This is a genomic window from Streptomyces sp. NPDC058632 (assembly GCF_042717095.1).
Taxonomy (GTDB): Bacteria; Actinomycetota; Actinomycetes; order Streptomycetales; family Streptomycetaceae; genus Streptomyces.
Genome location: NZ_JBHXQZ010000113.1, coordinates 1 through 24,273 on the forward strand (window position 1 = coordinate 1; position 24,273 = coordinate 24,273).

Annotated in this window: 19 protein-coding genes and 2 pseudogenes; 15 read left to right on the plus strand and 6 right to left on the minus strand. The window is 71.6% G+C overall.

The features are described from left to right. Positions 1-211: 211 nt before the first annotated feature. The 13 genes from ACFWVE_RS30665 to ACFWVE_RS30725 all read left to right on the plus strand — a co-directional run bounded on the left by ACFWVE_RS30665 (position 212) and on the right by ACFWVE_RS30725 (position 15,593). Complete coding sequence (locus ACFWVE_RS30665) at positions 212-961, plus strand: GntR family transcriptional regulator (protein ID WP_384021023.1); 750 nt, start codon at positions 212-214, stop codon at positions 959-961. Beyond that, positions 958-1,866, plus strand: coding sequence for a dihydrodipicolinate synthase family protein (locus ACFWVE_RS30670; RefSeq protein ID WP_384021026.1), 909 nt, complete (start codon positions 958-960; stop codon positions 1,864-1,866). Before ACFWVE_RS30665 ends, ACFWVE_RS30670 begins: the two co-directional genes overlap by 4 nt. Further along, entirely contained in the window at positions 1,863-3,608 is a 1,746-nt protein-coding gene (gene araD, locus ACFWVE_RS30675) for an L-arabinonate dehydratase (protein WP_384021029.1), read from the plus strand. Before ACFWVE_RS30670 ends, araD begins: the two co-directional genes overlap by 4 nt. A gap of 135 nt (positions 3,609-3,743) precedes the next feature. Beyond that, entirely contained in the window at positions 3,744-4,679 is a 936-nt protein-coding gene (locus tag ACFWVE_RS30680) for a carbohydrate ABC transporter permease (protein ID WP_384021032.1), read from the plus strand. Beyond that, positions 4,676-5,578 carry a carbohydrate ABC transporter permease gene (locus ACFWVE_RS30685; RefSeq protein ID WP_384021035.1) on the plus strand — a complete coding sequence of 301 codons (903 nt, stop codon included), beginning with the start codon at positions 4,676-4,678 and terminating at the stop codon, positions 5,576-5,578. Before ACFWVE_RS30680 ends, ACFWVE_RS30685 begins: the two co-directional genes overlap by 4 nt. Then, positions 5,575-6,894 carry a Gfo/Idh/MocA family protein gene (locus tag ACFWVE_RS30690; protein WP_384021038.1) on the plus strand — a complete coding sequence of 440 codons (1,320 nt, stop codon included), beginning with the start codon at positions 5,575-5,577 and terminating at the stop codon, positions 6,892-6,894. The genes ACFWVE_RS30685 and ACFWVE_RS30690 overlap by 4 nt, the downstream gene beginning before the upstream one ends. After that, a complete protein-coding gene (locus ACFWVE_RS30695) occupies positions 6,891-7,736 on the plus strand; it encodes a PmoA family protein (protein ID WP_384021041.1) in 846 nt (281 codons plus the stop codon). Before ACFWVE_RS30690 ends, ACFWVE_RS30695 begins: the two co-directional genes overlap by 4 nt. After that, positions 7,733-9,292 (plus strand): family 43 glycosylhydrolase, encoded by a 1,560-nt coding sequence (locus ACFWVE_RS30700; RefSeq protein WP_384021044.1) that lies wholly within the window; start codon positions 7,733-7,735, stop codon positions 9,290-9,292. The genes ACFWVE_RS30695 and ACFWVE_RS30700 overlap by 4 nt, the downstream gene beginning before the upstream one ends. 102 nt (positions 9,293-9,394) lie before the next feature. Continuing rightward, entirely contained in the window at positions 9,395-10,759 is a 1,365-nt protein-coding gene (locus ACFWVE_RS30705; protein WP_384021047.1) for an ABC transporter substrate-binding protein, read from the plus strand. A 201-nt stretch (positions 10,760-10,960) separates the two neighbouring features. After that, positions 10,961-11,767, plus strand: coding sequence for a rhamnogalacturonan acetylesterase (locus ACFWVE_RS30710; RefSeq protein WP_384021050.1), 807 nt, complete (start codon positions 10,961-10,963; stop codon positions 11,765-11,767). 30 nt (positions 11,768-11,797) lie between these two features. After that, entirely contained in the window at positions 11,798-13,147 is a 1,350-nt protein-coding gene (locus ACFWVE_RS30715) for a polysaccharide lyase family 1 protein (protein WP_384021052.1), read from the plus strand. 206 nt (positions 13,148-13,353) lie between these two features. Further along, positions 13,354-14,508 (plus strand): pectinesterase family protein, encoded by a 1,155-nt coding sequence (locus ACFWVE_RS30720; protein ID WP_384021077.1) that lies wholly within the window; start codon positions 13,354-13,356, stop codon positions 14,506-14,508. Beyond that, entirely contained in the window at positions 14,505-15,593 is a 1,089-nt protein-coding gene (locus tag ACFWVE_RS30725) for a dienelactone hydrolase family protein (RefSeq protein ID WP_384021056.1), read from the plus strand. Before ACFWVE_RS30720 ends, ACFWVE_RS30725 begins: the two co-directional genes overlap by 4 nt. Before the next feature lie 22 nt (positions 15,594-15,615). On the opposite strand, the pseudogene ACFWVE_RS30730 reads toward ACFWVE_RS30725, so the two are convergent. The 4 genes and pseudogenes from ACFWVE_RS30730 to ACFWVE_RS30745 form a co-directional block, all read right to left on the minus strand. Then, positions 15,616-16,710, minus strand: a pseudogene (locus ACFWVE_RS30730) (glycoside hydrolase family 43 protein); the annotation flags it as partial. A gap of 249 nt (positions 16,711-16,959) precedes the next feature. Then, positions 16,960-17,790 (minus strand): pectate lyase, encoded by an 831-nt coding sequence (locus ACFWVE_RS30735; protein WP_384021059.1) that lies wholly within the window; start codon positions 17,788-17,790, stop codon positions 16,960-16,962. Between the two features lie 141 nt (positions 17,791-17,931). Next, on the minus strand, positions 17,932-18,789 hold the full coding sequence (locus ACFWVE_RS30740; RefSeq protein ID WP_384021062.1) for a hypothetical protein: 858 nt from the start codon (positions 18,787-18,789) through the stop codon (positions 17,932-17,934). After that, positions 18,786-19,364 carry a SigE family RNA polymerase sigma factor gene (locus ACFWVE_RS30745; RefSeq protein WP_384021065.1) on the minus strand — a complete coding sequence of 193 codons (579 nt, stop codon included), beginning with the start codon at positions 19,362-19,364 and terminating at the stop codon, positions 18,786-18,788. Before ACFWVE_RS30745 ends, ACFWVE_RS30740 begins: the two co-directional genes overlap by 4 nt. A 312-nt stretch (positions 19,365-19,676) precedes the next feature. On the opposite strand from ACFWVE_RS30745, the gene ACFWVE_RS30750 reads away from it, so the two are divergent. Continuing rightward, complete coding sequence (locus tag ACFWVE_RS30750) at positions 19,677-21,128, plus strand: NCS2 family permease (protein ID WP_384021068.1); 1,452 nt, start codon at positions 19,677-19,679, stop codon at positions 21,126-21,128. A 163-nt stretch (positions 21,129-21,291) separates the two neighbouring features. Here ACFWVE_RS30750 and ACFWVE_RS30755 read toward each other — a convergent pair. Both ACFWVE_RS30755 and ACFWVE_RS30760 read right to left on the minus strand, forming a co-directional pair. Further along, positions 21,292-21,794 (minus strand): annotated as a pseudogene (locus ACFWVE_RS30755) (GNAT family N-acetyltransferase). Next, positions 21,791-22,564 carry an IclR family transcriptional regulator gene (locus tag ACFWVE_RS30760; protein ID WP_384021071.1) on the minus strand — a complete coding sequence of 258 codons (774 nt, stop codon included), beginning with the start codon at positions 22,562-22,564 and terminating at the stop codon, positions 21,791-21,793. Before ACFWVE_RS30760 ends, ACFWVE_RS30755 begins: the two are co-directional and overlap by 4 nt. A 150-nt stretch (positions 22,565-22,714) precedes the next feature. Here ACFWVE_RS30760 and ACFWVE_RS30765 point away from each other — a divergent pair, with 150 nt between their 5' ends. Next, entirely contained in the window at positions 22,715-24,244 is a 1,530-nt protein-coding gene (locus ACFWVE_RS30765; protein WP_384021074.1) for an aldehyde dehydrogenase (NADP(+)), read from the plus strand. Positions 24,245-24,273 lie beyond the last annotated feature (29 nt).

Below are 24,273 nucleotides of genomic sequence, written 5' to 3' on the forward strand. Positions count from 1 at the left end.
GGGCAGGACGGGTGCCCGGCCGCCGCGTGCATCCGGGCAGGACGGGTGTCCGGCCGCCGCGTGCATCCGGCCGGCGTGTGCGCCCGGCGACGGAAACCTGAACTTCCTTCGTCAGAAGCATTGACGAAACTCCGGGCCGCTCCTAGTTTCATCGCGTCGTACTTCGTACGTCATATATGAGACGCGATACGCGAGATTCCGAGAGGCGCGCATGACCTCTGTGCCCATGCCGATCCCCTCCCGCACGCAGTACGTGCTGGAAGAGATCAAACGACGCATCCTCACCGGCCGGCTCACGCCGGGCCAGGCTCTGGTCGAGACCGAACTCGCCGCGCAGTTCGGGGTGTCGAAGACCCCGGTGCGGGAGGCGCTCAAGACCCTCGCCGGCACCGGACTGGTCGTGATGAGCCAGTACAAGGGCGTCACGGTGCGCATGGTCGACGCGGACATGGCACGCGAGGTCTACGACGTGCGGCTCCTCCTCGAACCGGAGGCGCTGCGGCGCGCCGTCCGCCGAGGTGCCTCCCTGGACGCCGCCCGCGACGCGCTGGCGCGGGCCGACGAGGCCACCGACACCGCCGAACGCTCCCTGACCAACCGCGAGTTCCACCGCGCCCTGTACCTGCCGTGCGGCAACCCGCTGCTCAGCCGGATGCTCGACGAGGTCCGCGACCAGGCCGCACTCGTCTCGGCCGTGGCCTGGGCCGCGGACCCCTCCTGGGAGCGGGAGGCGAGCGAGCACCGCGAGATCCTGCGGCTCGCCCTGGCCGGCGACGCGGCCGGCGCGGCGCGCGCCCTGCACGCGCACATCGCCTCCTTCGTGCGACGGGCCTTCCCCGGCGCGGAACTCGGAGTCGAGGAAGGCCTGGGGATCCGGGGAGCCCAGGACATTCTCGAAACCACGGACAACCCCGAAGCCACGGCCGCCCCGGCAGCCCAGAAAGAGGACGGTCAGGCATGACGACGACGTTCGAGACCCAGCGGGCGGCCCTGGCCGACGTGGTGGCGATCCCGGTGACCCCGTTCGCCGAGGACGGCTCCGTCGACCCGGCCGGATACCGGGCCCTGCTGCGCCGCCTCCTCGACGCCGGCATCACCACCCTGACGCCCAACGGCAACACCGGCGAGTTCTACGCCCTCACCCCCGAGGAGCGGCGCACGGTCACCGAGCTGACCCTCGAGGAGACCGGCGACGGTTCGTCCGTCCTGGTAGGCGTGGGACACGACGTGCCGACCGCCGTCGCCTCCGCACGGCACGCCCGTGACCTCGGCGCGCGGATGGTGATGGTGCACCAGCCCGTTCACCCCTACGTCTCCCAGAGCGGCTGGGTCGACTACCACCGCGCCATCGCCGAGGCCGTGCCCGGCCTGGGTGTCGTCCCCTACATCCGCAACGCCCAGCTCACCGGCGCCCGCCTCGCCGAACTCGCCGACACCTGCCCCAACGTCATCGGTGTGAAGTACGCCGTGCCGGACGCGGCGAAGTTCGCCGCCTTCGCGCGGGACGCCGGCATCGAGCGGTTCGTGTGGGTCGCCGGGCTCGCCGAGCCGTACGCACCCTCCTACTTCTCGGCGGGCGCCACCGGCTTCACCTCCGGCCTGGTCAACGTCGCCCCGTCGGTGTCGCTCAACATGATCGGGGCACTCAGATCGGGTGACTACGCGACCGCCATGAAGGTCTGGGAGCAGATCCGCCGCTTCGAGGAACTGCGCGCAGCCAACGGCTCCGCCAACAACGTCACCGTCGTCAAGGAGGCCCTCGCCTCCCTCGGCCTGTGCCGCCGCGAGGTCCGCCCGCCGAGCAGGCCGCTGCCCGAGGACGAGCGGGCCGAGGTCGCCGCGATAGCCGCGGGGTGGTCCGTGTGAACACACCGGCGAGCACACCGAAGAAGCGGCCCGAGGAACTGCGCAGCCACCAGTGGTACGGCACGGACGGGCTGCGCTCCTTCAGCCACCGCGCCCGCACCCGTCAGCTCGGCTACCTGCCCGAGGAGCACCTGGGCAAGCCCGTCGTCGCGATCCTCAACACCTGGTCCGACATCAACCCCTGCCACGTCCATCTGCGCGACCGCGCGCAGGCCGTGAAGCGCGGGGTGTGGCAGGCGGGCGGCTTCCCGCTCGAGTTCCCGGTCTCCACGCTCAGCGAGACCTTCCAGAAGCCGACCCCGATGCTCTACCGCAACCTCCTCGCCATGGAGACCGAGGAGCTGCTGCGCTCCTACCCGGTCGACGGGGCCGTGCTGATGGGCGGCTGCGACAAGTCCACGCCCGCCCTGCTCATGGGCGCGGCCAGCGTCGACCTGCCGACGGTGTTCGTGCCGGCCGGGCCCATGCTGCCGGGGCACTGGCGGGGCGAAGTGCTCGGTTCCGGCACCGACATGTGGAAGTACTGGGACGACAAGCGGGCCGGGGTCATCGGCGACTGCGAGATGCAGGAACTGGAGAGCGGCCTGGCCCGCTCGCCCGGCCACTGCATGACCATGGGCACGGCGTCCACACTGACCGCCGCCGCCGAGGCCCTCGGCGTCACGGTCCCGGGCGCCTCCAGCATTCCCGCCGTCGACTCCGGCCACGACCGGATGGCCGCCGCGGCGGGCCTGCGCATCGTCGAACTGGTCCACCGCGACCGGAAACTGAGTGACATCCTCACCGCGGACGCCTTCGAGGACGCGGTGACGACCGTCCTCGGCCTGGGCGGCTCCACGAACGCCGTGATCCACCTGATCGCCATGGCCGGCCGCGCGGGTGTCCGTCTCACCCTCGACGACTTCGACCGCATCGCCCGCACCGTCCCGGTGCTCGCCAACGTACGGCCCGGCGGACAGACGTACCTGATGGAGGACTTCCACTTCGCGGGCGGTCTGCCCGGGTTCCTCTCCCGGATCGAGGACCTGCTCCACCTGGACCGGCCCACCGTCTCCCACGACACCCTGCGCGAACAGATCGCCGGCGCGCAGGTGCACCACGACGACGTCATCCGGCCCCGGGACAAGCCCGTCGCCGACGAGGGCGGTCTCGCCGTCCTGCGCGGCAACCTCTGCCCCGACGGGGCCGTCATCAAGCACATCGCCGCCGAACCGCACCTGCTCAGGCACACCGGCCCCGCCGTCGTCTTCGACGACTACAAGCAGATGCAGCGCACCATCAACGACCCGGACCTGGGCATCACCGCCGACCATGTGCTGGTGCTGCGCAACTCCGGTCCCAAGGGCGGGCCCGGCATGCCCGAGTACGGCATGCTGCCCCTCCCCGACCACCTGCTCAAGCAGGGGGTCCGGGACATGGTGCGGATCTCCGACGCCCGGATGAGCGGCACGAGCTACGGCACCTGCGTGCTGCACATCGCCCCCGAGTCGTACGTCGGCGGACCGCTGGCCCTCGTACGCACCGGGGACCTGATCACCCTCGACGTCGAACGCCGGCTGCTCCGGCTCGAGGTCGACGACGAGGAGCTGGAACGGCGCAGGGCCGCATGGACGCCCCCGCCGGCGCGGTACGAGCGCGGATACGGCGCGCTCTACAACGAGCAGATCACCCAGGCCGACACCGGCTGCGACTTCGAGTTCCTCGCCCGGCCGGGCACGGTGCAGGACCCCTACGCGGGCTGACCGCGAGCACCCTCCCCGCACAGCACGGCACAGCACGGTCCGGCCCCGGACCGCGTGAACACCCGCAGACCTGAGAAGAAAGCGCTTCACCCCCGCATCGCACGCACGACGTACACCGAGAAACGGAGAACAGTCATGGCCCAAGCCGCAGCCGTGGCGAAACCGCCCACGCCACCGAGGCGGCGCCGTGCCTCCGCCACGCCCCGCAGACTGCCCTACCTGCTGATCGCCCCGGCAGTCCTGCTCATGCTGGGCTTCATCGCCTATCCGGTCATCAGCGTCTTCTACTACAGCCTGCAGAACTACAACCCCACCAAGCCGTGGCGGAACGGCTACGCGGGCTTCGACAACTTCGTCCACCTCTTCACCGAGGACCCGCTGTTCTGGGACACGCTGGTCTTCAGCGCCAAGTGGGTCGTCGTCGAGGTCGGCCTCCAGCTGATGTTCGGGCTCGCGCTGGCGCTCATCGTCAACCAGACCTTCGTCGGCCGGAGCATCGGCCGCGCCCTGGTCTTCTCCCCGTGGGCCGTCTCCGGCGTGCTGACCTCGGCGATCTGGGTGCTCCTCTACAACTCCCAGACCGGCATCACCCGGTACCTCGCCGACATGGGCGTCGGCGACTACGGCACCAGCTGGCTCTCGGACACCTCCACCGTCTTCTCGGCGGTGGTCGTCGCCGACCTGTGGCGCGGGGTCCCCTTCTTCGCCATCCTCATCCTCGCCGACCTCCAGTCCGTCTCCAAGGACCTGTACGAGGCCGCCGAGGTCGACGGGGCCAGCCGCTTCCAGCAGTTCAGATACATCACGCTGCCCCACCTCAAGGACGCCATCATCCTGTCCACGCTGCTGCGCGCGGTGTGGGAGTTCAACAACGTCGACCTGCTCTACACCCTGACCGGCGGCGGACCGGCCGGCGTGACCACGACGCTCCCGCTGTACATCGCCAACACCAGCGTCGACGCCCACAACTTCGGCTACGCGTCGGCCCTCACCACGGTCGCGTTCGTGATTCTGCTCTTCTGCTCGATCGTCTATCTGCGGCTGAGCAAGTTCGGAGGCGAAAACAAGTGATCACCAAAGAGGCCTCCCCGGCCGCCCCCGCCCCCGCGCGCTCCGCCGCCGAGCCGCCGAGCCGCCCCGCGAGGAAGAAGCACCGTGCCTGGGACGAGGTGCCCCGCTGGCACATCTACCTCCCCCTGGGCATCTACCTCCTGTTCACCCTCATCCCCTTCTACTGGATCCTGCTCTTCGCCCTGCGCCCGGCGGGCTCGACCTCGCTGGTGCCCTGGCCGATGACCACCGTCCACTTCGAGAAGGTGTGGACGGACCGGGCCTTCGGCACCTTCTTCCAGAACAGTGTGCTCGTCGGCGTCGCCACCCTGATCACGACGACGCTGGTCGCCCTGGCCGGCGGCTACGCGCTCGCCCGGTTCGACTTCCGCGTCAAGCGGGTCTTCATGCTCGCCCTGCTGTGCTCCCAGTTCGTGCCCGGCGCGCTGCTCCTGGTCCCGCTGTTCGAGATCTTCGCCGGACTGCAGATGATCAACTCGCTGGTCAGCGTCATCATCGCCGAGACGGTCTTCCAGCTGCCGTTGTCGATGATCCTGATCAGCAACTTCATCAAGAACGTGCCGTACTCGCTGGAGGAGGCCGCCTGGGTCGACGGGTGCAGCAGGATGCAGGCGTTCAGGATGGTCGTCCTGCCGCTGCTGCGGCCCGGACTGATCGCCGTCGGCTCCTTCGCCTTCGTCCACTCCTGGAACCACTTCCTGTTCGCCCTGATGTTCCTCAACAACCAGGAGAAGCAGACCATCCCCGTCGGTCTGAACACCCTGATGAGCGCGGACAGCGTCGACCTCGGCGCCCTCGCCGCGGGCGGCATCATCGCGGCCGTGCCCGTCGTGATCGTGTTCGCCTTCATCCAGAAGTGGCTGATCACCGGGTTCAGCGCGGGGGCGGTGAAGGGATGACCGCACCCGAGGCCGCACCTCGGGCCGCCCCCGAGGCTCCGTCCGGCGCCACGCCCCGGCCCGAGCCGCTGTCCGAGCCGCTGCCCGTCGTGCTCGCCGGTGCCCGCGGCCACGGCCGCTGGCACCTGGCGAACATCCGCAGGCTCCAGGAGGACGGACTCGTCCGGCTGGCCGGCATCTGCGAGCTCACCCCGCTCACCGAGGACGAGTTCGGGGACGGCGGCCCCGGGGGCGAACCGCCCGAGCAGTCCGCCGACTTCGGCGCCCTGCTGGAGTCCACCGGGGCCCGGATCGCGGTCGTCTGCACCCCGATCCACACCCACACCGACCTTGCCCTCGCCGCCGCCGAACGGGGCGTGCACCTCCTGCTGGAGAAGCCGCCGGCGCCGTCCTACGCCGAGTACCGGCGGATGGCCGACGGGGTCGCCGCGGCCGGGATCGCCTGCCAGATCGGCTTCCAGTCGCTGGGCTCGCACGCCGTGCCCGCCATCCGCGCACTGGTCGCCGACGGTGCCATCGGCCGGCCGACCGGCATCGGCGGCGCCGGGGCCTGGGTGCGCCCGGAGGACTACTTCCGGCGGGCCCCCTGGGCGGGCCGGCGCCGGCTGAACGGCGTCGACGTGATCGACGGGGCGCTGACCAACCCGCTCGCCCACGCCGTCGCCACCGCCCTGGCGCTGGCCGGCAGCACCCGTGCCGAGGACGTCACCGGCATCGAGACCGAGCTGCTGCGTGCCAACGACATCGAGTCCGACGACACCTCCTGCGTCCGCGTCACCACCGCCCAGGGCCGGCCGGTCACCGTCGCCGCGACCCTGTGCGCCGAGCGGGCCGACGAGCCGTACGTCCTCGTGCACGGCACCAGAGGCCGGATCACCTTCTGGTACAAGCAGGACCGCGTCCTGGTCCAGCGTGCGGGCCACGGCCCCGAGGAACTCCGCTTCGGCCGGACCGACCTGCTGGAGAACCTCGTCGACCACCTCGTCACCGGCGCCCCGCTGCTCGTCACGCCGGACGGGACGGGCGCCTTCATGAAGGTCGTCGAGGCGATCCGGCGGGCCCCCGACCCCGCCCCGCTGCCCGCCGGCGCCTGGCACCACGTCCCCGGCGAGAACCGTCGTGTCGTCCCCGGCGTCGACGGCCTCGTCGCGGCCGCCGCCGACACCCTGTCCCTCTACTCCGAACTCGGCGCCTCCTGGGCCCTGCCCGCACGGCAGGACGCACCCGAGTCCGTACGGCAGTCCGAGGAACCGTCCGCACCGCGGTCCGGACACCAGTCCGCACCGCACCCGCCGAAAGAGGTGAGCACCCGATGACCAGCGACGACTTTGCGATCCTGCGCGTCGCGGGCCGGCCGGTCGGCCGGTACGTCACCCGGCCCGAGCTGACCCCGAGGCTCTCCCCGCGCCCGTATCTGCACCCCGTCACCACCCTGGCCGGCACGACGGTCACCGAACTGTCGCCCGCGGACCACATCCACCACCTCGGCGTCGGTGTCGCCGTTCCCGACGTCGAGGGGCACAACTTCTGGGGCGGGCGCACCTACGTCCGTGACCGGGGCCCGACCGAGCTGGACAACCACGGCTCCCAGCGGCACTCCGGTTTCCAGCTCCGGGACCCCGACGGCTTCGTGGAGGAGCTGCGCTGGACCGCCGCCCCCGGCGAGCTGCTGCGGGAGCGCCGTACCGTCGCCGCCACCGAACTCACCGACACCGCCTGGGCGCTGGACTTCACCTTCTCCCTCACCAACGTCACCAAGGCCCCGCTCTCCGTCGGCAGCCCGGCCACCAACGGCCGCCCCGGCGCCGCCTACGGAGGCTTCTTCTGGCGGGCACGCAAGGAGGGGAGCGAGCCGGACGTCTTCACCGCCCTGGCCGAGGGCGAGGCCGCGGTGCACGGGCGGCGGGCCGACTGGCTGGCCCTGGCCGGCGCCGACTGGACGCTGGTGTTCGCCGGTGCCACCGAGGCGACCCGCCGTGACCCCTGGTTCGTGCGCACCGCCGAGTACCCCGGCGTCGGTTCCTCCCTCGCCCACGACGCACGGCTGCCCGTCCCGCCCGGGGAGACGGTGGTCCGCCGCGTCGTCACCGTCGTCGCCGACGGCCGCCTCGGCAGGGACGCCGCCGCCGCCCTGGTCCGCAAGGCGGTGAGCCTGTGAGCGCCCCGCCGACGGACCCCACCTACCGCAACCCGGTGCTCGACGCCGACTGGTCCGACCCGGACGTGATCCGCGTCGGCGACGACTTCTACCTGACCGCCTCCAGCTTCGGCCGCGTCCCCGGACTGCCGCTGCTGCACTCCCGCGACCTGGTCAACTGGACGCTCGTCGGTCACGCGCTGCAACGCCTCGAACCCGAGGGCGAGTTCGCGGTGCCCCGGCACGACTGCGGGGTCTGGGCGCCCTCCCTGCGCCACCACGACGACCGCTTCTGGATCTTCTGGGGCGACCCCGACCAGGGCATCTTCCAGGTCAACGCCCCCGAGATCCGGGGCCCTTGGACCCGCCCCCACCTGGTGAAGGCGGGCAAGGGCCTGATCGACCCGTGCCCGCTGTGGGACGAGGAGACCGGCGAGGCGTACCTCGTGCACGCCTGGGCGAGGTCCCGTTCCGGCATCAAGAACCGGCTCACCGGCCACCGTATGCACCCGCACGGCACCGAACTCCTCGACGAGGGCAAGGTGATCGTCGACGCCGACCGCATCCCCGGCTGGTTCACCCTGGAGGGGCCCAAGCTCTACCGGCACGAGGGATGGTTCTGGATCCTGGCGCCCGCCGGGGGAGTGGAGACCGGCTGGCAGGGCGCCTTCCGGTCGCGCGACTTCTTCGGCCCGTACGAGGAGAAGGTCGTCCTGGAACAGCGGGACACCGACGTCAACGGGCCCCACCAGGGCGGCTGGGTGCGCACCGCGTCCGGTGAGGACTGGTTCCTGCACTTCCAGCAGCGCGGCGCGTACGGCAGGGTCGTGCACCTCCAGCCGATGCGCTGGGGCCCTGCGGGGGACACCTCCCGTCCGAGCGAAGGCGGGAGCGGGGGAGGCTGGCCGGTGATCGGGGACGACGGCGCCCCCGTCGCCGAGCACCGACGCCCGGACCTGCCCCCCCAGCCCGCCGCCGCGCCCGCCACCGACGACGACTTCCCCGGCGGCCGGCACGGCCGTCAGTGGCAGTGGACGGCCAACACCCAGGACGGCTGGGCCACCCAGCACTCCGCCGACGGCCTGCGGCTGACCTGCGTCCGTACCGCCGACGCGCACGACCTGCGCACACTGCCGAACATCCTCACCCAGCGGCTGCCCGGCACCCCGTGCACCGTCGAGGTGGAACTGCGGCTCGACAGCGAGGAGGCCGGAGCACGGGCGGGCCTCGCCGTCCTCGGGGACGCCTACGCCTGGATCGGACTCCAGCGTGGCGCGGACGGCACGGCACACCTCGTGCACCGGTTCGCCGAGACGGTCGCCGAGAGCGAACGCGACGCCGGCCACCCCCGGCTCGCCCCCGAGGGCCGGGCCCGGCTGCGGATCGAGGCCGGTCCCCAAGCCCGCTGCCGCTTCTCGTACGACACCGGGGACGGCTTCCGTCCCTCCGGTCAGGTCTTCGCCGCCACCCCGTGGCGCTGGGTCGGCGCCCTGCTCGGCCTGACCGCCCTCGCCCCGACGGGCCAGGGGCACGCCGGGACGGCGACCTTCACGCAGTTCAGGATCAGCCCCGCGTAACCACCGGCCCCCGTACGCCCCCCACACGCAGTCCAGCAAGTCCAGCAAGTGCAGAAAGTCCCGTTGGAACCAGAAGAACCAGAAGCAGAAGAGAGCCGACCAATGAAGATCAGCAATCGCAGAAGCAGCAGCACGGGCAGGCGCCGGACGTCGGCAGCCGTCGCCCTGGGCGCCGTACTCGCGCTGACCGTCACCGCCTGCGGCGACGACGGCAGTGGCGCGGGCGGCGACGGGGGTGCCGAAGGCAGCGGCACGGGCAAGATCACCTTCTGGGACAACAACGGCGGTATCCGCACCGACATCTGGAAGGAGATCATCGCCGGCTTCGAGAAGGCCAACCCGGACATCGAGGTCGAGTACGTCGGGATCGCCTCCACCGAGTACCAGTCCAAGGTCGACACCGCCATCCAGGGCGGCGGCCTGCCGGACGTCGGCGGTGTCGGCGCGGCGATGCTCGCGGGCTTCGCCGCCCAGAAGGCGCTCGACCCGCTGGACGACCGGCTGGGCGGGTCGTCCCTCGACGGCAAGCTGAACAAGGACATGGTCGAGTCGCTGCGCGCCGCCGGCGGCGGTGACGACAAGTTGTACTCGATCCCGACCTCCGCGAACAACGGCGTCCTCTACTACCGCACCGACCTGTTCGAGGCGGCGGGTCTCGAGGAGCCGACCACCTGGGACCGCTTCTTCGAGGCCGCGGACAAGCTCAGCAACAAGGGCGAGAACGAGTTCGGCTACACCATCCGCGGTGGCGCCGGCTCCATCGCCCAGGCCCTGGACGCGATGTACGGCCAGTCCGGCATCACCACGTTCTGGGACTCCACCGGAGAGAAGACCACGGTCAACGACCCGAAGAACGTCGAGGCCCTGGAGAAGTACGCGGGCCTGTTCAAGAAGGCCACTCCCGCCGCCGACCTGAACAACGACTTCACCAAGATGGTCGCGCAGTGGGACTCGGGCACCATCGGCATGCTCAACCACAACCTCGGCTCGTACCAGGACCACGTGAAGGCGCTCGGCGCCGACAAGTTCCGGGGCATCCCGCAGCCGACCGGACCCGACGGGGCCCGCGTCCAGGTCTCCAACCCGGTCGACGGGCTCGGCGTGTTCCAGAGCTCCAAGAACAAGGACGCCGCCTGGAAGTTCATCGAGTACGCCACCTCGGCCGAGGCCAACTCGAAGTTCAACGAGTCCGCCGGGCAGGTGCCGGCCAACCTCGACGCCGCCAAGGACGACTGGATCCAGAAGGCGGAGCCGACGAAGCTGGCCGCGGACGCGCTGAGCGACGGGTCGACGACGATCGTCCAGCTGCCGTACTACCTGCCCGACTGGAACACCATCTCCAAGGCCGACAACGAGCCCAGCTTCCAGAAGGTGCTGCTCGGGGACATGAGTGCCAAGGACTTCCTCGACACCCTGGCCGAGCAGCTGAACGAGGCCCAGGCCGAGTGGCAGGAGCAGATGGCCTGAGCGGCGCTCGACCGCCGACAGGACCGCTGGATCCGGTACCCGGTACCCGGTACCCGGTAATACCGCGGGGGCGGCCCGTCCCTTCCGGGCCACGGGCCGCCTCCGCGGCCGGCCGCGCCCACCCGGTGCGGCCACGCACACAGGTACAGTCCCGCGCCCCGCACGGCGCACTCCCGGACCCTTGCTGAAAGGCACAGGCTTGTGTCGCTCACTCGCAGACAGGTTTCCGCCGCCGGTCTCGGCCTTCCCCTCGCCCTCGCCGTGACCGGTACGGCCCGGGCCGCCCCCGGGCGCCCCCGCCCCCGCACCCTGTACATCGCCGGGGACTCCACCGCGGCCCGGAAATACGCCGACGCCGCCCCCGAGACCGGATGGGGCATGGCGCTCCCCTTCCTGCTGCGCCCCGGCCTCGACGTCGCCAATCACGCCGTGAACGGACGGAGTTCGAAGAGCTTCGTCGACGAGGGGCGGCTGGACGCGATCCTCGCCGTCGTCCGGCCCGGTGACCTCCTGCTGATCCAGTTCGCGCACAACGACGAGAAGGCCACCGACCCGGCCCGCCACACCGAGCCCTGGACGACGTACCAGGACTACCTGCGGCTGTACGTCGACGGGGCCAGGGCCCGCGGGGCGCGGCCCGTGCTGGCCACCGCCGTGGAACGCCGGAGGTTCGACGCGGACGGTGCCGCCGTGCCGAGCCACGGCGACTATCCGGCGGCGATGCGCGCGCTGGCGCGGGCGGAGCGGGTCGCGCTGCTCGACACCCAGGCCCTGTCGCTGGCGCTGTGGCAGGAGCTCGGCGTCGAGGAGACCAAGAAGTACTTCAACTGGACGGCGACCGAGCAGGACAACACGCACTTCAACCCGCCCGGCGCGATCGCCGTGGCGCGGCTGGCCGCCCGGGAGCTGCTGCGCACCCGGGTGCTCGGGCCGAGGGACGTGCGCCGGCTGAACGACGTGATCCCCGAGTCCTGGATCACCTGGCCGGACGCCGTCACCCCCACCTGACCGACCGAACGAGAAAAAGGGAGCCGCACCATGAACAGACCGACATGGCATGCGCATGCCATAGCGAAGACCGTCACGCTGGCCGGCTGCACCGCCCTCGTACTGGCCCTGACCGGCACCGGCGCCCAGGCCCACGGCCACCACCACGGCGATCGCCCCGGCAAGCACCGCGACCCCGCCCGGCAGACCCTCGGCGCGAACGACGGCTGGGCGTCCCACGGCACCGGCACCACCGGAGGCGCCGGCGCCGCACCCGAGCACGTCTACACCGTCAGCGACTGGGCCGGGTTCAAGGCGGCCCTGGCGGACGGCGGCAGCGCACCGAAGATCATCAAGGTGCGGGGGACCGTCGACGCGGTCTCCGGGGGCTGCGACTCGCTCGCCGCCCCCGGCTACGACTTCGACGCCTACCTGGAGAAGTACGCGCCCGAGACCTGGGGCCTGGAACAGGACCTGAGCGACGAGAGCGACGACAGCCCCGAGGGCCTGCGCAGGACCTCGGCCGCGAACCAGAACACCGAGATCAAGGCGAACGTCCCCGCCAACACCACGATCATCGGCATCGGAAGGAACGCCGGGTTCAAGGGCGCCAGCCTGCAGATCAAGGACGTCGACAACGTCATCGTCCGCAACCTCACCCTCGAGAGCCCCCTCGACTGCTTCCCGCAGTGGGACCCGACCGACGGCGACCGGGGCAACTGGAACTCCGAGTACGACACCGCCGTCGTGTACAACTCCACCCACGTCTGGCTGGACCACAACACCTTCACCGACGGCGAGCACCCCGACAGCGCCGCCCCCACCCACTTCGGGATGCTGTACCAGCAGCACGACGGCGAGCTGGACATCGTCCGCGGCGCCAACTACGTCACCGCCTCCTGGAACGTCTTCACCGAGCACGACAAGACGATCCTGATCGGCAACAGCGACAGCGAGTCCACGGCCGTCGGCGACCGGGGCAAGCTGAAGGCGACCTTCCACCACAACCTGTTCTCGAAGCTGGTCGAGCGCGCGCCGCGCGTCCGCTTCGGACAGGTCGACGTCTACAACAACCACTTCGTGGCGGAACGGGGCTTCTCCTACAGCTTCGGCATCGGCAAGGAGTCCCAGCTCGTCGCCGAGCACAACGCGTTCACCCTGGCGGCGGGCGTCACTCCGGGGAAGATCCTCAAGCGGTGGAACGACTCGCCGCTCACCGCCGGGAACAACCTCGTCAACGGCAAGCGGGTCGACCTGATCGCCGTGCACAACGCGGAGATCCCCGGGGAGACCCTCCGGTCCGGCGCCGGCTGGACACCCACCCTGCGCGCCGACGTCGACCGGGTGCGGGCGGTCCCGGCGCTGGTCAAGCACGGTGCGGGAGCGGGCCGCCTGCGCTGACCCCCTGCCCCGCGCACCCCTGACGCCGGGGCGGGCGCGTACCACCCCCACTGTGGCGCGCGCCCGCCCCGGTCCGCCCCGGTCCGTCCCGCCTGCTGCCGTCCGTCCCGCCTGCCTCGTCCGCCGCCCCGGCCCGCCCGGTCCCGTACCGAAGGAGCATCCGCATGTCCTCGCCCCACGGCCGTCCGCTGCCGTCCTCCCCGCGCATGTCCGCACCCGTCTCCCGACGAGGTCTCCTGCTCGCGGGTGCCGCCACCGCCACCGCCACCGCGCTCGCCCTGGCCGCCGCCCCCGCGCAGGCCGCGCAGGCCGCGCAGGCCGCGCAGGCGACCGGTCACCCGCGCCGCCCGTTCGGCCGGTACGGCTCGCCGGCCGACCGCCTGACCCCGAAGACCCTGTACGTCCACCCCGGCGGGGCCGGCGACTTCACCTCCGTCCAGGCGGCCGTGACCGCCGCGACCGGCACCGGACGCGTCCTCGTCCTGGCCCCCGGCACCTACCGCGAGACGGTCTCCGTCGACGCCGACCGCACCGGCATGACCTGGATAGGTGCCTCGCACAACCCGCGCGACGTGGTCATCGTGTACGACAACGCGGCCGGCACCCCGAAGCCGGACGGCTCCGGCACCTACGGCACCTCCGGCTCCGCGACCACCACCGTGCGCCCCGACGGCTTCACCGCCCGGTGGATCACCTTCGCCAACGACTGGCTGCGCACCGACCTCCCCGGCACCGGCGGCACCCAGGCCGTCGCCCTCAAGGTGCAGGGCGACCGCAGTGCCTTCACCCACTGCCGGTTCCTCGGCCACCAGGACACCCTGTACGCCGACTCCCTCTCCCTGGACACCTTCGCCCGCCAGTACTTCTCCCACTGCTACGCCGAGGGCGACGTCGACTTCGTCTTCGGCCGGGCGACCGCCGTCTTCGAGCACTGCCACTTCCGCACCCTGGTCCGCCCGGACCTGACCGGCGCCCCGTACGGCTTCGTCTTCGCCCCCTCCACGGCCGGCGCCAACCCGCGCGGCTACCTCGTCACGAAGAGCAGGATCAGCAGCGAGGCGCCCGACGGCTACTACAAGCTGGCCCGCCCCTGGGTGCCCAGCTCCGACACCACCGCCCGCCCGATGCTCACCGTCCGCGACACCCACCTCGGCCCCGGCATCGACGCGGTCGCGCCCTACACCAACATGGCCGGCGGCCACCCCTGGCAGGACCAGCGTTTCGCCGAGTACCGCAACAGCGGTCCCGGCGCCGTGGTCACCGTCCCGGAGAACCGGCCCCGGCTCACCCGGGCCCAGGCCGCCGCCCACACCCCCGGGACCTACCTCGGCGACTGGCACCCCCGGCCGGCCGGAAGGTGACCTCCGACCGCGCACCCCTTCCTGCTCCGGGCCCGCCCGGCCTCCACCGGGCGCTCAAGGACGACCTGACGTTCCCCCTCGCCTGGGGCACCTCACCCGTCCGGGACTTCGACGCGTGGCGACGGGCGGCCCGGGACAAGGTCGAGGACCTGCTCGTCGTCGACGACCAGGCGGACACCCCGTACGCGCCCGAGTTCACCGCGGGCCCCCGAGGGGACGGCTGCACCCGCGAGTCCGTGGAGCTCTCACTCACCCGGTACGGCAGGGTCCGCGGCGCCCTGCTCACCCCGTACGGCACCGGCCCCTTCCCGGCCGTGCTGCTCCTGCACGACCACGGCTCCCGCTTCGACATCGGCAAGGAGAAGTGCGTCCGGCCCTGGTACGACCACACCGGCACCCGTCTCGCCTCCGCCGAGCAGTGGGCCGCACGGCACTTCGGCGGACGCTTCGTCGGCGACGAACTCGCCCGGCGCGGCTACGTCGTGCTCTGCCTGGACGCCCTCGGCTGGGGCGAGCGGGGGCCGTTGGCCTACGAGCGGCAGCAGGAACTGGCGAGCAACCTCTTCCACCTCGGCTCCTCGCTCGCCGGACTCCACGCCCGCGAGGACCAGCGCGCCGCCGCCTTCCTGGCCGGCCTCGAGAGGGTGGACGCCCGCCGGGTGGCCGCCCTGGGCTTCTCGATGGGCGGCTACCGGGCCTGGCAGGCGGCCGCGCTCAGCGACCACATCGCGGCCGCGGCGAGCGTGTGCTGGATGACCGGCCTGAAGGGCATGATGGTGCCCGGCAACAACACCCTGCGCGGACAGTCGGCCTTCCACATGCTCCACCCCGGCCTCACCCGGCACCTGGACCTCCCCGACGTGGCGAGCATCGCCGCACCCCGGCCGATGCTGTTCTTCCACGGCGGGCTCGACCCGCTCTTCCCCGCCGAGGGGGTGCGGACCGCATACAGCCGACTGCGTACCGTATGGCGTTCACAGGACGCCGGTCACCGACTGCGCCTGAAGACGTGGCCGGACCGCGGCCACGTCTTCGACGGCGCGATGCAGGACGAGGTCCACGCCTGGCTCACCTCCGTCCTGTGACGGCGGCCGGCCCGGACTCCTACGGGTACGCGGCCAGCAGCCGGTTGTACTCCGCCCGCGTCACCGGGATCACCGTGCCGTGCCGAGGGCTGGCGGGCAGCCGGTAGGCGCTGGACGGGGTCCAGCGGCCCGAGGCGAGGTCGGTCGTCTCGAAGGGGAGGTAGCCCCGGCCGCCGTACTCGTCGATGAACAGGTACCACTTCTCCTCGGTGTTGGACTTGAACACCGTCGGCCCCTCGCCCCGGCTCATCGCCCCGCTGCCGATGCAGTCGGCGACGAAGGTGTACGCCGTCGAGGTCAGGTCCGCCGACTTCTCACCGGTGATGAACTTCGAGCACGGGGAGCCGGAGGACGGGTCGCGCTCGTCCTTGGTGTACCGGTAGTAGGTGCCCCGGTGCTCGACCACCGTGGAGTCGATCACCGAGTAGCCGGGGTCGTTCCAGACCTTCGGCTCGCTGAAGGTGCGGAAGTCCCGTGTGGTCGCGTACAACATCCTGTTGTACGTCGACCCGGTGTGACCGGGGTCGTCGGCCGCGTACAGCTTGGACGCCCAGAAGACGACATACGCGTTCCGTGACGCGTCCCAGTAGGCCTCGGGCGCCCAGGTGTTGCCCGCGGTGTCGGGGGAGACCCGAACCAGGCGCTGGTCGGTCCAGTTCACCAGGTCGGTGGACTCCCACACCATGATCGACCTACTGCCGTGCCGCTGGACCTCGTCCCAGCTGCCGCTGCTGTTCCGGTACATCCTGAGGTCGGTCGCGATGAGGAAGAACCGGTCTCCCTCGGGGGAGCGGATCACGAACGGATCGCGCAGGCCCTTCTCGCCGGTCGTGGAGGTCAGCACCGGCTGCCCGCCGTTCAGTTCGCGCCAGCTCAGCGCGTTGTTGCCGCGGCTGAGGGCGTAGCGGATCTGCTCGCCGTCGGCGGTGCCCTCGCCGGTGAAGTAGGCGAAGAGATAGCCGGTGTAGGCGGCCTTGGGCACGGGTGGGGCTCCGGACCCCGCCGCGCTGGGCGGCGCGGCGAGCAGCGAGGACAGCAGGGCGAGAAGAAGGGCCGGGAAGGCTGCGACGGCCCATGGGCGGTGGGGCACAAGCGTGCGCGCGGACTGGGGACCCATGGCACTTCCTGTGGGGGTGTGAGGGATTCTGTTGCAATCGGCCCTCGGAGTGTCACCGGCGGGTGAGGCACCGTCAACCGGGCGGACGGGCCGGCGGGGTCGAAAGCTTTCGCCGGTTTTCGCCGGTGCTCCCCGGGAGACGGAGACGGGACGCCCCCGCCGGGGTCACCCGGCGGGGGCGTCGTGGCGGCCGCCCGGACGGGAGCCGGGCGTCACCGCAGCCCGGCCCCGGTCACGGGGCCGGCGGCGTCACTTGTAGGTGACGTCCGAGTCCGAGAACTTGCAGTACTTCCCGTCGGCGCCGGAGCCGAGGTCCTTCGGCTCCTTGCCCGTGTTGTTGCCCTGGTAGCGGGTGCAGGTCTTCATCTTCTTCCCGCTGTCCCCGTGGATGCGGATCTGCGACAGCGTGGCGGTGTCCCCGTAGTTGGTGTTGATGCCGACGATCGACTTGCCGGGGGCCGTCAGGTCGATGTCCTTCAGCACGATCGTGCGCTTGTACTGCGTCCCGCAGTTGCCGCAGGAGCGCACCAGCTTGCCGAAGTCCTCGACCTGGAAGCCGCTCACCGTCAGTGTCCCGGCACCGTTGAACTGCAGCACCTTGTCGTCGGCCTTCCTCGCGCCGCCGCCGATCACCTTGTACTGCGCCGAGGACGACTTGCCCTTGAAGCTGGCGGCGTCCTCACCGACGTCCAGCCACCACACGTTCTGCAGCGTGCAACTGCCCTTGCAGTGCACGCCGTCGGCGGCCGGGGTGCCGATGATGACGTTCTTGAGCGTGGCACCGTCGGCCAGCTCGAAGATCGGGTCCTGGCCCTCGTCCTGGCCGTCGCCTCCCAGGGCGCCGGTACCGTAGTACTTCTTCATGCCGCCGTCGAGAACCCCGGAGACCGGGATGGTCTTCGACGCCGGCTTGCTGCCGGTGTCCGAGGGCCACGAGGAGGCGGCGCTCGCGGTGGACAGCATCGTCGAGGTGAAGATCGCCGCACCCGTGACGCCGAGCGCGGAGACTCCGGCGATCACCGCCCGCTTCCTGCCGGTCCGGCGGCGGTGGGAGACGGGCTGTTCGGCTCGTGCAGTCATGCTTGTTCCTTGCGTGAGGAGAATCGTTTCGCCTCTTGGTTGCCGCACGGTGGGGAAGGGTTGCCGCGACGAGAGGATTTTTTTCGGCTTCTTCTCGGCCGTCGCCGCCCCGCGGGCGAACGCAGGGACTTTCCCCGCAGGTCAGTCGTCCTGAGCCGCGAAGTCGCCGCCCACCAGGAGCTGTTCGGAGCCGGTGGCAGCCGTCGCGGTGTACGTGTCGGCCTTGGCGTCCCGGCCGCCGCGTGCGTGGTCGTACTGCCCCGCGAAGACCCACTCGCCCGGCGCGACCGTGCGGCCCTTCCTGAGGGTCCAGGTGTGGACGACGAAGCCGTCCCGCTCGTCGGTCGTCAGGCTGAAGTCCCTCTCGGGCAGGGAACGCCAGGCCCCCGTGGAGGAGACCCCGCCGGTCTGTGCGATCCGCAGTTCCACGGTGAGCGCGGTCAGCCGTTCGGTGGTCTTCAGGGTGACGTTGCTCTGTGCCCAGAACTCGTTGCTGTGCCGGTCCACCGAGCCGTCCGACCACAACGGCCCGTCCTCGACGCCCTGGGGCTGCCGAGCGGTCCCGGGCGCCTCCGTCGTGGGCGTTCCCGTCCCCGGCGTCCCGGCAGGTGGCGAACCCGGCTCGCCGGCCTCCTGCGAGGTGTCCGTCGACGGCTCCGCCGGAGGCAGGGGCGCCCGGCTCGTCGCGTCCGGTGACGGTGTGGGCTTTGGTGTCGGCGAGACCGCCACCTGCCGCTGCGCGGGAGGTTCCCCGTCGGTGACCACGGACGCGACCGCGAAGCCGCCCACCGCGAGGACTCCGGCCACCGCGGCCGTCGTGCCCGCCACCCGGATCCATCCGAGCACCGGCGGGCGGGCCGCCCGGCGGTCGGGCCGGGCCGGCTGGGCCATGCCGCGCTCGACCCGGGCCAGGATGTGCTCCCGGTCGGGCTCGTGCTCCCCGGCCACCTCGTGCAGCCGGGCACGCAGCTCGTCGTGCACGTCCCGCCGCATCGTCATCGGTCCCTTCCCGTGTCCTCGCCGGCGGGCTTCCCCGGGCGCCCCGCCGCGGCGTGCACCCTTCGCGGCACCTCCGCCGTGCCCAGCAGCCGCTGCAGTTCGGCCATTCCCTTCGAGGTCTGGCTCTTCACCGTACCCACCGAGACGCCCAGGGCGAGCGCGGTGTCCTTCTCCGACAGGTCGAAGGCGTGCCGCAGCACCACACACGCCCGCTTGCGGAACGGCAGCCGACGCAACGCCTCCCGCACGTCCACCACCCCCGCGACATCCGGGTTCTCGGCCCGTTCCTCGCGCTGCGACCAGAACAGGGCGATCCGGCGCCGCTCACGCACCGCGCTGCGTATACGGGTGCGGGCCAGATTGGCGACCACGCCCCGCGCGTACGCCGCCGGGTGGTCGGCGGCGCGCACCCGGTCCCAGCGGTGCCACAACGCCAGCAGGGCGTCCGCCGCCAGGTCGTCGGCGATGTCCGCCTCGCCCGTCAGCAGGACGGCCAGCCGCGACAGTTCGGCGTAGTGACGTTCGAAGAAGGCGTGAAACTCCGTGGAGGCGGCGTCGTCGATGAGTGTGCCCACGGGCCACCTCCCCTTGCTGCGGGTTCGGGGCCCAGGAGCCCCGGCATATGACGGTGTGTGTCATGTAGATGACATGTGAACGTCCGGAGCGGACCGGGCGCGAGATTCCGGAGCGTAGCAGTGATCATCCGTGGGTCCGTCTGGAGGGCCGAACGGCGAACGGCCGGTCGTCACCCGAATCCGTAACACGAAGCACACCTGAACGCGGTGCGGCGCGGGCACAATCCAGCCAGCATCCGCACGCATGCCACCCAGGCACCGGCCATCGCCAGTGATGGTCGGCAACCACCCAGGTATCGAGGAGCGTTCGCCATGTCCGACTCGCAACAGCCGACCGGCAAGCCGGACTCCCGGCCCCCCGCGGGGAACAGCGTCGACCGGTTCTTCAAGATCTCGGCGCGCGACTCCACGGTCGGCCGGGAGATACGCGGCGGTTTCGCCACATTCTTCACCATGGCCTACATCCTCGTCCTCAACCCGCTGATCCTCGGCAGCGCGAAGGACAAGTTCGGCGAACAGCTCGACCCCGTCCAGCTCACCACCGCCACCGCCCTGGTGGCCGCCGTCATGACGATCGTCATGGGCGTCGGCGGAAACCTTCCCCTCGCGCTCGCCGCCGGGCTCGGGCTCAACGCCGTCGTCGCCTTCCAGGTCGCCCCGTTGATGGGCTGGGACGACGCGATGGGCCTGATCGTCCTGGAGGGTCTGCTCATCTGCGTGCTGGTGGTGACCGGCCTGCGCGAGGCCGTCATGCATGCCATCCCCCGGGCGCTGAAGCAGGCGATCGGCGTCGGCATCGGCCTGTTCGTCGCCTTCATCGGTTTCGTCGACGCCGGGTTCGTCACCCGTGTCCCGGACGCCGCGAACACCACCGTGCCGGTCCAGCTGGGCGGCACCGGCACCCTCGCGGGCTGGCCGATGCTCGTCTTCTGCACGGGCGTGCTCCTGACCGTCGCCCTGCTGGCCCGCAAGGTGCGCGGCGCCATCCTGATCAGCATCGTGGTCATGACCCTGGTGGCCCTCGTCATCAATGCCCTCGCCGACGTCCGCACCTGGGGACTGACCACGCCCGAGTGGCCCGACTCGGTGGTCGCCGCCCCCGACTTCGGCCTCATCGGCGACTTCAGCCTGTTCGGCGCCTTCGGGCAGGTCGGCGTCATCACCATCGTCCTGCTGGTGTTCACCCTGGTGCTGTCCGACTTTTTCGACACCATGGGCACGGTCGTCGGCGTCAGCGCCGAGGCCGGGCTGCTGGACGAGCAGGGCAAGGTGCCCCACCTCGGCCGGGTGCTGCTCATCGACGGTGCCGCGGCCGTCGCCGGCGGCGCCGCGTCCTCCTCCTCGGCGACCTCCTACGTCGAGTCGGCGGCCGGAGTGGGCGAGGGCGCCCGCACCGGGTTCGCCAACCTGGTCACCGGCGGGCTGTTCGCCCTGGCGCTGTTCCTCACCCCGGTCCTGACCATCGTCCCGCTCCAGGCGGCGGCCCCCGCCCTGGTCGCCGTCGGCTTCCTGATGATGACCCAGGTCAGGCACATCCCGTGGGACCGGTACGACATAGCCGTCCCGGCCTTCCTCACCATCGCCGTCATGCCGTTCACCTACTCGATCACCAACGGCATCGGCGCCGGCTTCGTCGCCTACGTGCTGATCCAGACGGTGCTGGGCAGGGCGAAGGAGATCCACTGGCTGCTGTGGGGGACCTCGGTGCTGTTCGTGGTGTACTTCGCGATCGACCCGATCGAGCAGATCCTGGGTGTGGCCTAGGACGCGCGGCGGGACCGGCTTCCGCGGAAGGCGACGGGCCGCCCCGGGGGGAGGGGCGGCCCGTCACCTGATCAGACGGCTGCCCGGCCGGAAAGGTTCAGTGCCTTGACGAATTCGTCGCACGCATCCGGTGCCGGGCAACCGGGCGTTCGGCAAACGCCGTTCAGGAACCGCGCGGGAAGCCCGACTCGTACGCCGCGATGACGGTCCGGGTGCGGTCCCGGGTGCCGGTCCTCGCCAGGACCTGTGCCACATGGGTCTTCACCGTGGCGGGGCCGGCCTCCAGCACCCGCGGCGACCCCGCGTTGCCGGCGGCCACGCGCGCGTGCAGCGGGAGCTCGGCCGGCAGCCCGCGCGGTGCGGCGGTGGCGATGCCCCTGCCCCAGTGCGCGCGGTCCACCCAGTACGTCACCTCGCGCTCGCCCGGCGTCCCGTACACCGCCGCGTGGCCCACCACGTCGCCGTCGTACAGCACCGTGCGCACGACGGCGTCCGGCGTGGTGGTGCGGATGCGCGCCCAGTGGGTCTCGAAGGCCTCCCGGCCGGGTCCCCGGCGGTGAAGGCCGCCCTCCACAGCGCCTCCGGGTCGTTCGACCGCCGGTGGAAGACCGGCGGATCGCTGCCGTGCACCGCGCGCGGCGCGACCTGTGGGCCGACCGCGGTCAGAGCCTCCGGGTGGCCAGCGTCAGCCGGTCGCGCGCGTCGAACAGCGCGTCCTTGACCATCTGCTCGTGCGCGGGGGTGAGCCGGGCGACCGGCACCGAGCAGCTTATCGCGTCCCGCGCGGGGGTGCGGTACGGGATCGCCACACCGAAGCAGCGCAGCCCCAGTGTGTTCTCCTCGCGGTCCACCGCGATGCCCTGCTCCCGCACCTGGTACAGCTCCTCGATGAGCTTCTCCCGGTCGGTGATCGTGTGCTCGGTGAGGGCGGGCAGCGTCTGCGGGAGCATCTTGCGCACCTGCTCGTCCGTGTACGTGCTCAGCAGCGCCTTGCCGAGCGACGTCGAGTGCGCGGGCAGCCGGCGGCCGACCCGGGTGAACGGGCGCAGATAGTGCTGCGACTGCCGGGTGGCCAGATACACCACGTTGGTGCCGTCGAGCCGGGCGAGGTGGATCGTCTCCGTGGTGTCGTCCGACAGCCGGTCCAGCGTGGGCCGGGCCGCCGCCACGACCTCGTCCCCGTCGATGTACGACGTGCCCACGAGCAGGGCCCTCACGCCGATGCCGTACCGCGTGCCCGTCGAGTCCGTCTCCACCCAGCCGAGATCGACAAGGGTGCGCAGCAGCATGTAGAGACTCGACTTGGGGTAGCCGACGGCCTCCTGGACCGCCGCCAGGGAATGCATGCCGGGGCGTCCGGCGAAGTACTCGAGCAGTTCAACGGTCCGCACCGCGGACTTGACCTGCGCGCCGCCGCCCGTCTCGCCAGCCGACATGCCCTTGACCCTTCGTTCGACGAGGAGCTGAAGTTATAGTCTCCAACAGCCTATTCATCATCAGAGACAGCGTTCAGTATATCGAACACTCCTGGTGGACGACGTACATACTGCGGCATTGCAAGCGGCAGTCAAGCGGAAGGACTCGCGGTGGCAGCAGCACCAGTCTGGAGTGTCGACCCCCGAACCGGGAAGCAGCGGGAACAGGTCGCGGTGGAGGCCACGGCCCAGGAGGTGGACGCCACGGTCCGGGCCGCCCACGAGGCGCGGGGCGCGCTGGCCGACCGCACCGTCCGCTCGGCCTTCCTGCGCTCGGCCGCCGACGAGCTCGAGGCGGCCAAGGACACGCTCGTCGAGGTCGCCGATGCCGAGACCGCTCTCGGCCCGGTCCGCCTCACCGGCGAACTCGCCCGCACCTGTTACCAGTTGCGGGCCTTCGCCGACATCGTCGACGAGGGGGCCTTCCTCGACGTCGTCATCAACCATCCCGACGACGCCGCGACCCCGCCCGTCCCGGACCTGCGCCGCTACAAGGTTCCGCTGGGCGTCGTCGCCGTCTACTCGGCCTCCAACTTCCCCTTCGCCTTCTCCGTCCCCGGCGGCGACACCGCGAGCGCCCTCGCGGCCGGCTGTCCCGTGGTCGTCAAGGCCCACCCCGACCACCCCGGCCTGTCCGAGCTGGTCGCCAAGGTGCTGCGCCGGGCGGCAGCCCCGCACGGCATCCCCGAGGGCGTGCTCGGCCTGGTGCACGGCTTCGAGGCCGGCGTCGAGCTGGTCCGGCACCCGCTGGTCGCGGCGGCCGGCTTCACCGGATCGGTACGCGGCGGCCGGGCCCTCTTCGACGCGGCGGCCGCCCGCCCGGTCCCCATCCCGTTCCACGGAGAGCTGGGCTCCCTGAACCCGGTCCTCGTCACGGAGGCCGCCGCCGCCGAGCGCGCCGAGGCGATCGGCGCCGGGCTCGCCGGATCGATGACGCTCGGCGTCGGCCAGTTCTGCGTGAAGCCGGGACTCGTCCTCGCCCCGGCGGGCGCGGCCGGCGACCGCCTGGTCAAGTCCCTGACCGACGCCGTCAGTGACACCGACGCCGGTGTCCTGCTCGACCACCGCATGCGCGACAACTTCGTCGCCGGGGTCGCCGAGCGGGCCCAGCTGCCCGACGTGGAGTCCCCGGTGACGCCGGGCGCGGGCGGCGAGCACACCGTCAGCGCCGGCTTCCTCACCGTCCCGGCGAGCAGGCTCGCCACGGACGGCGAGCACGACCTGCTCCTGGAGGAGTGCTTCGGCCCGGTCACCGTCCTGGTCCGCTACGAGGACGACGCCGAGGTCCGCTCCGTCCTCTCCCGCCTCCCCGGCAACCTCACCGCCACCGTCCACCTCTCCGAGGAGGAGGGCGCGGGCCAGGGGCGGGGCGCGGAGATCCTCGGCGAGCTGACCCCGCTCGCCGGCCGGGTGCTCGTCAACGCCTGGCCGACCGGTGTCGCGGTCGCCCCGGCCCAGCACCACGGTGGCCCCTACCCGGCGACGACCTCCACCTCCACCTCGGTCGGCGGCACCGCCATCGAGCGCTGGCTGCGTCCCGTCGCCTACCAGAACAGCCCGCAGGCCCTCCTGCCGCCGGAACTGCGCGACGACAACCCGCAGGGGCTGCCGCGCCGGTTCAACGGCCGGCTGGAGCGCTGACCGCGCACGGCAGGCAGCCGCAGGGGGCC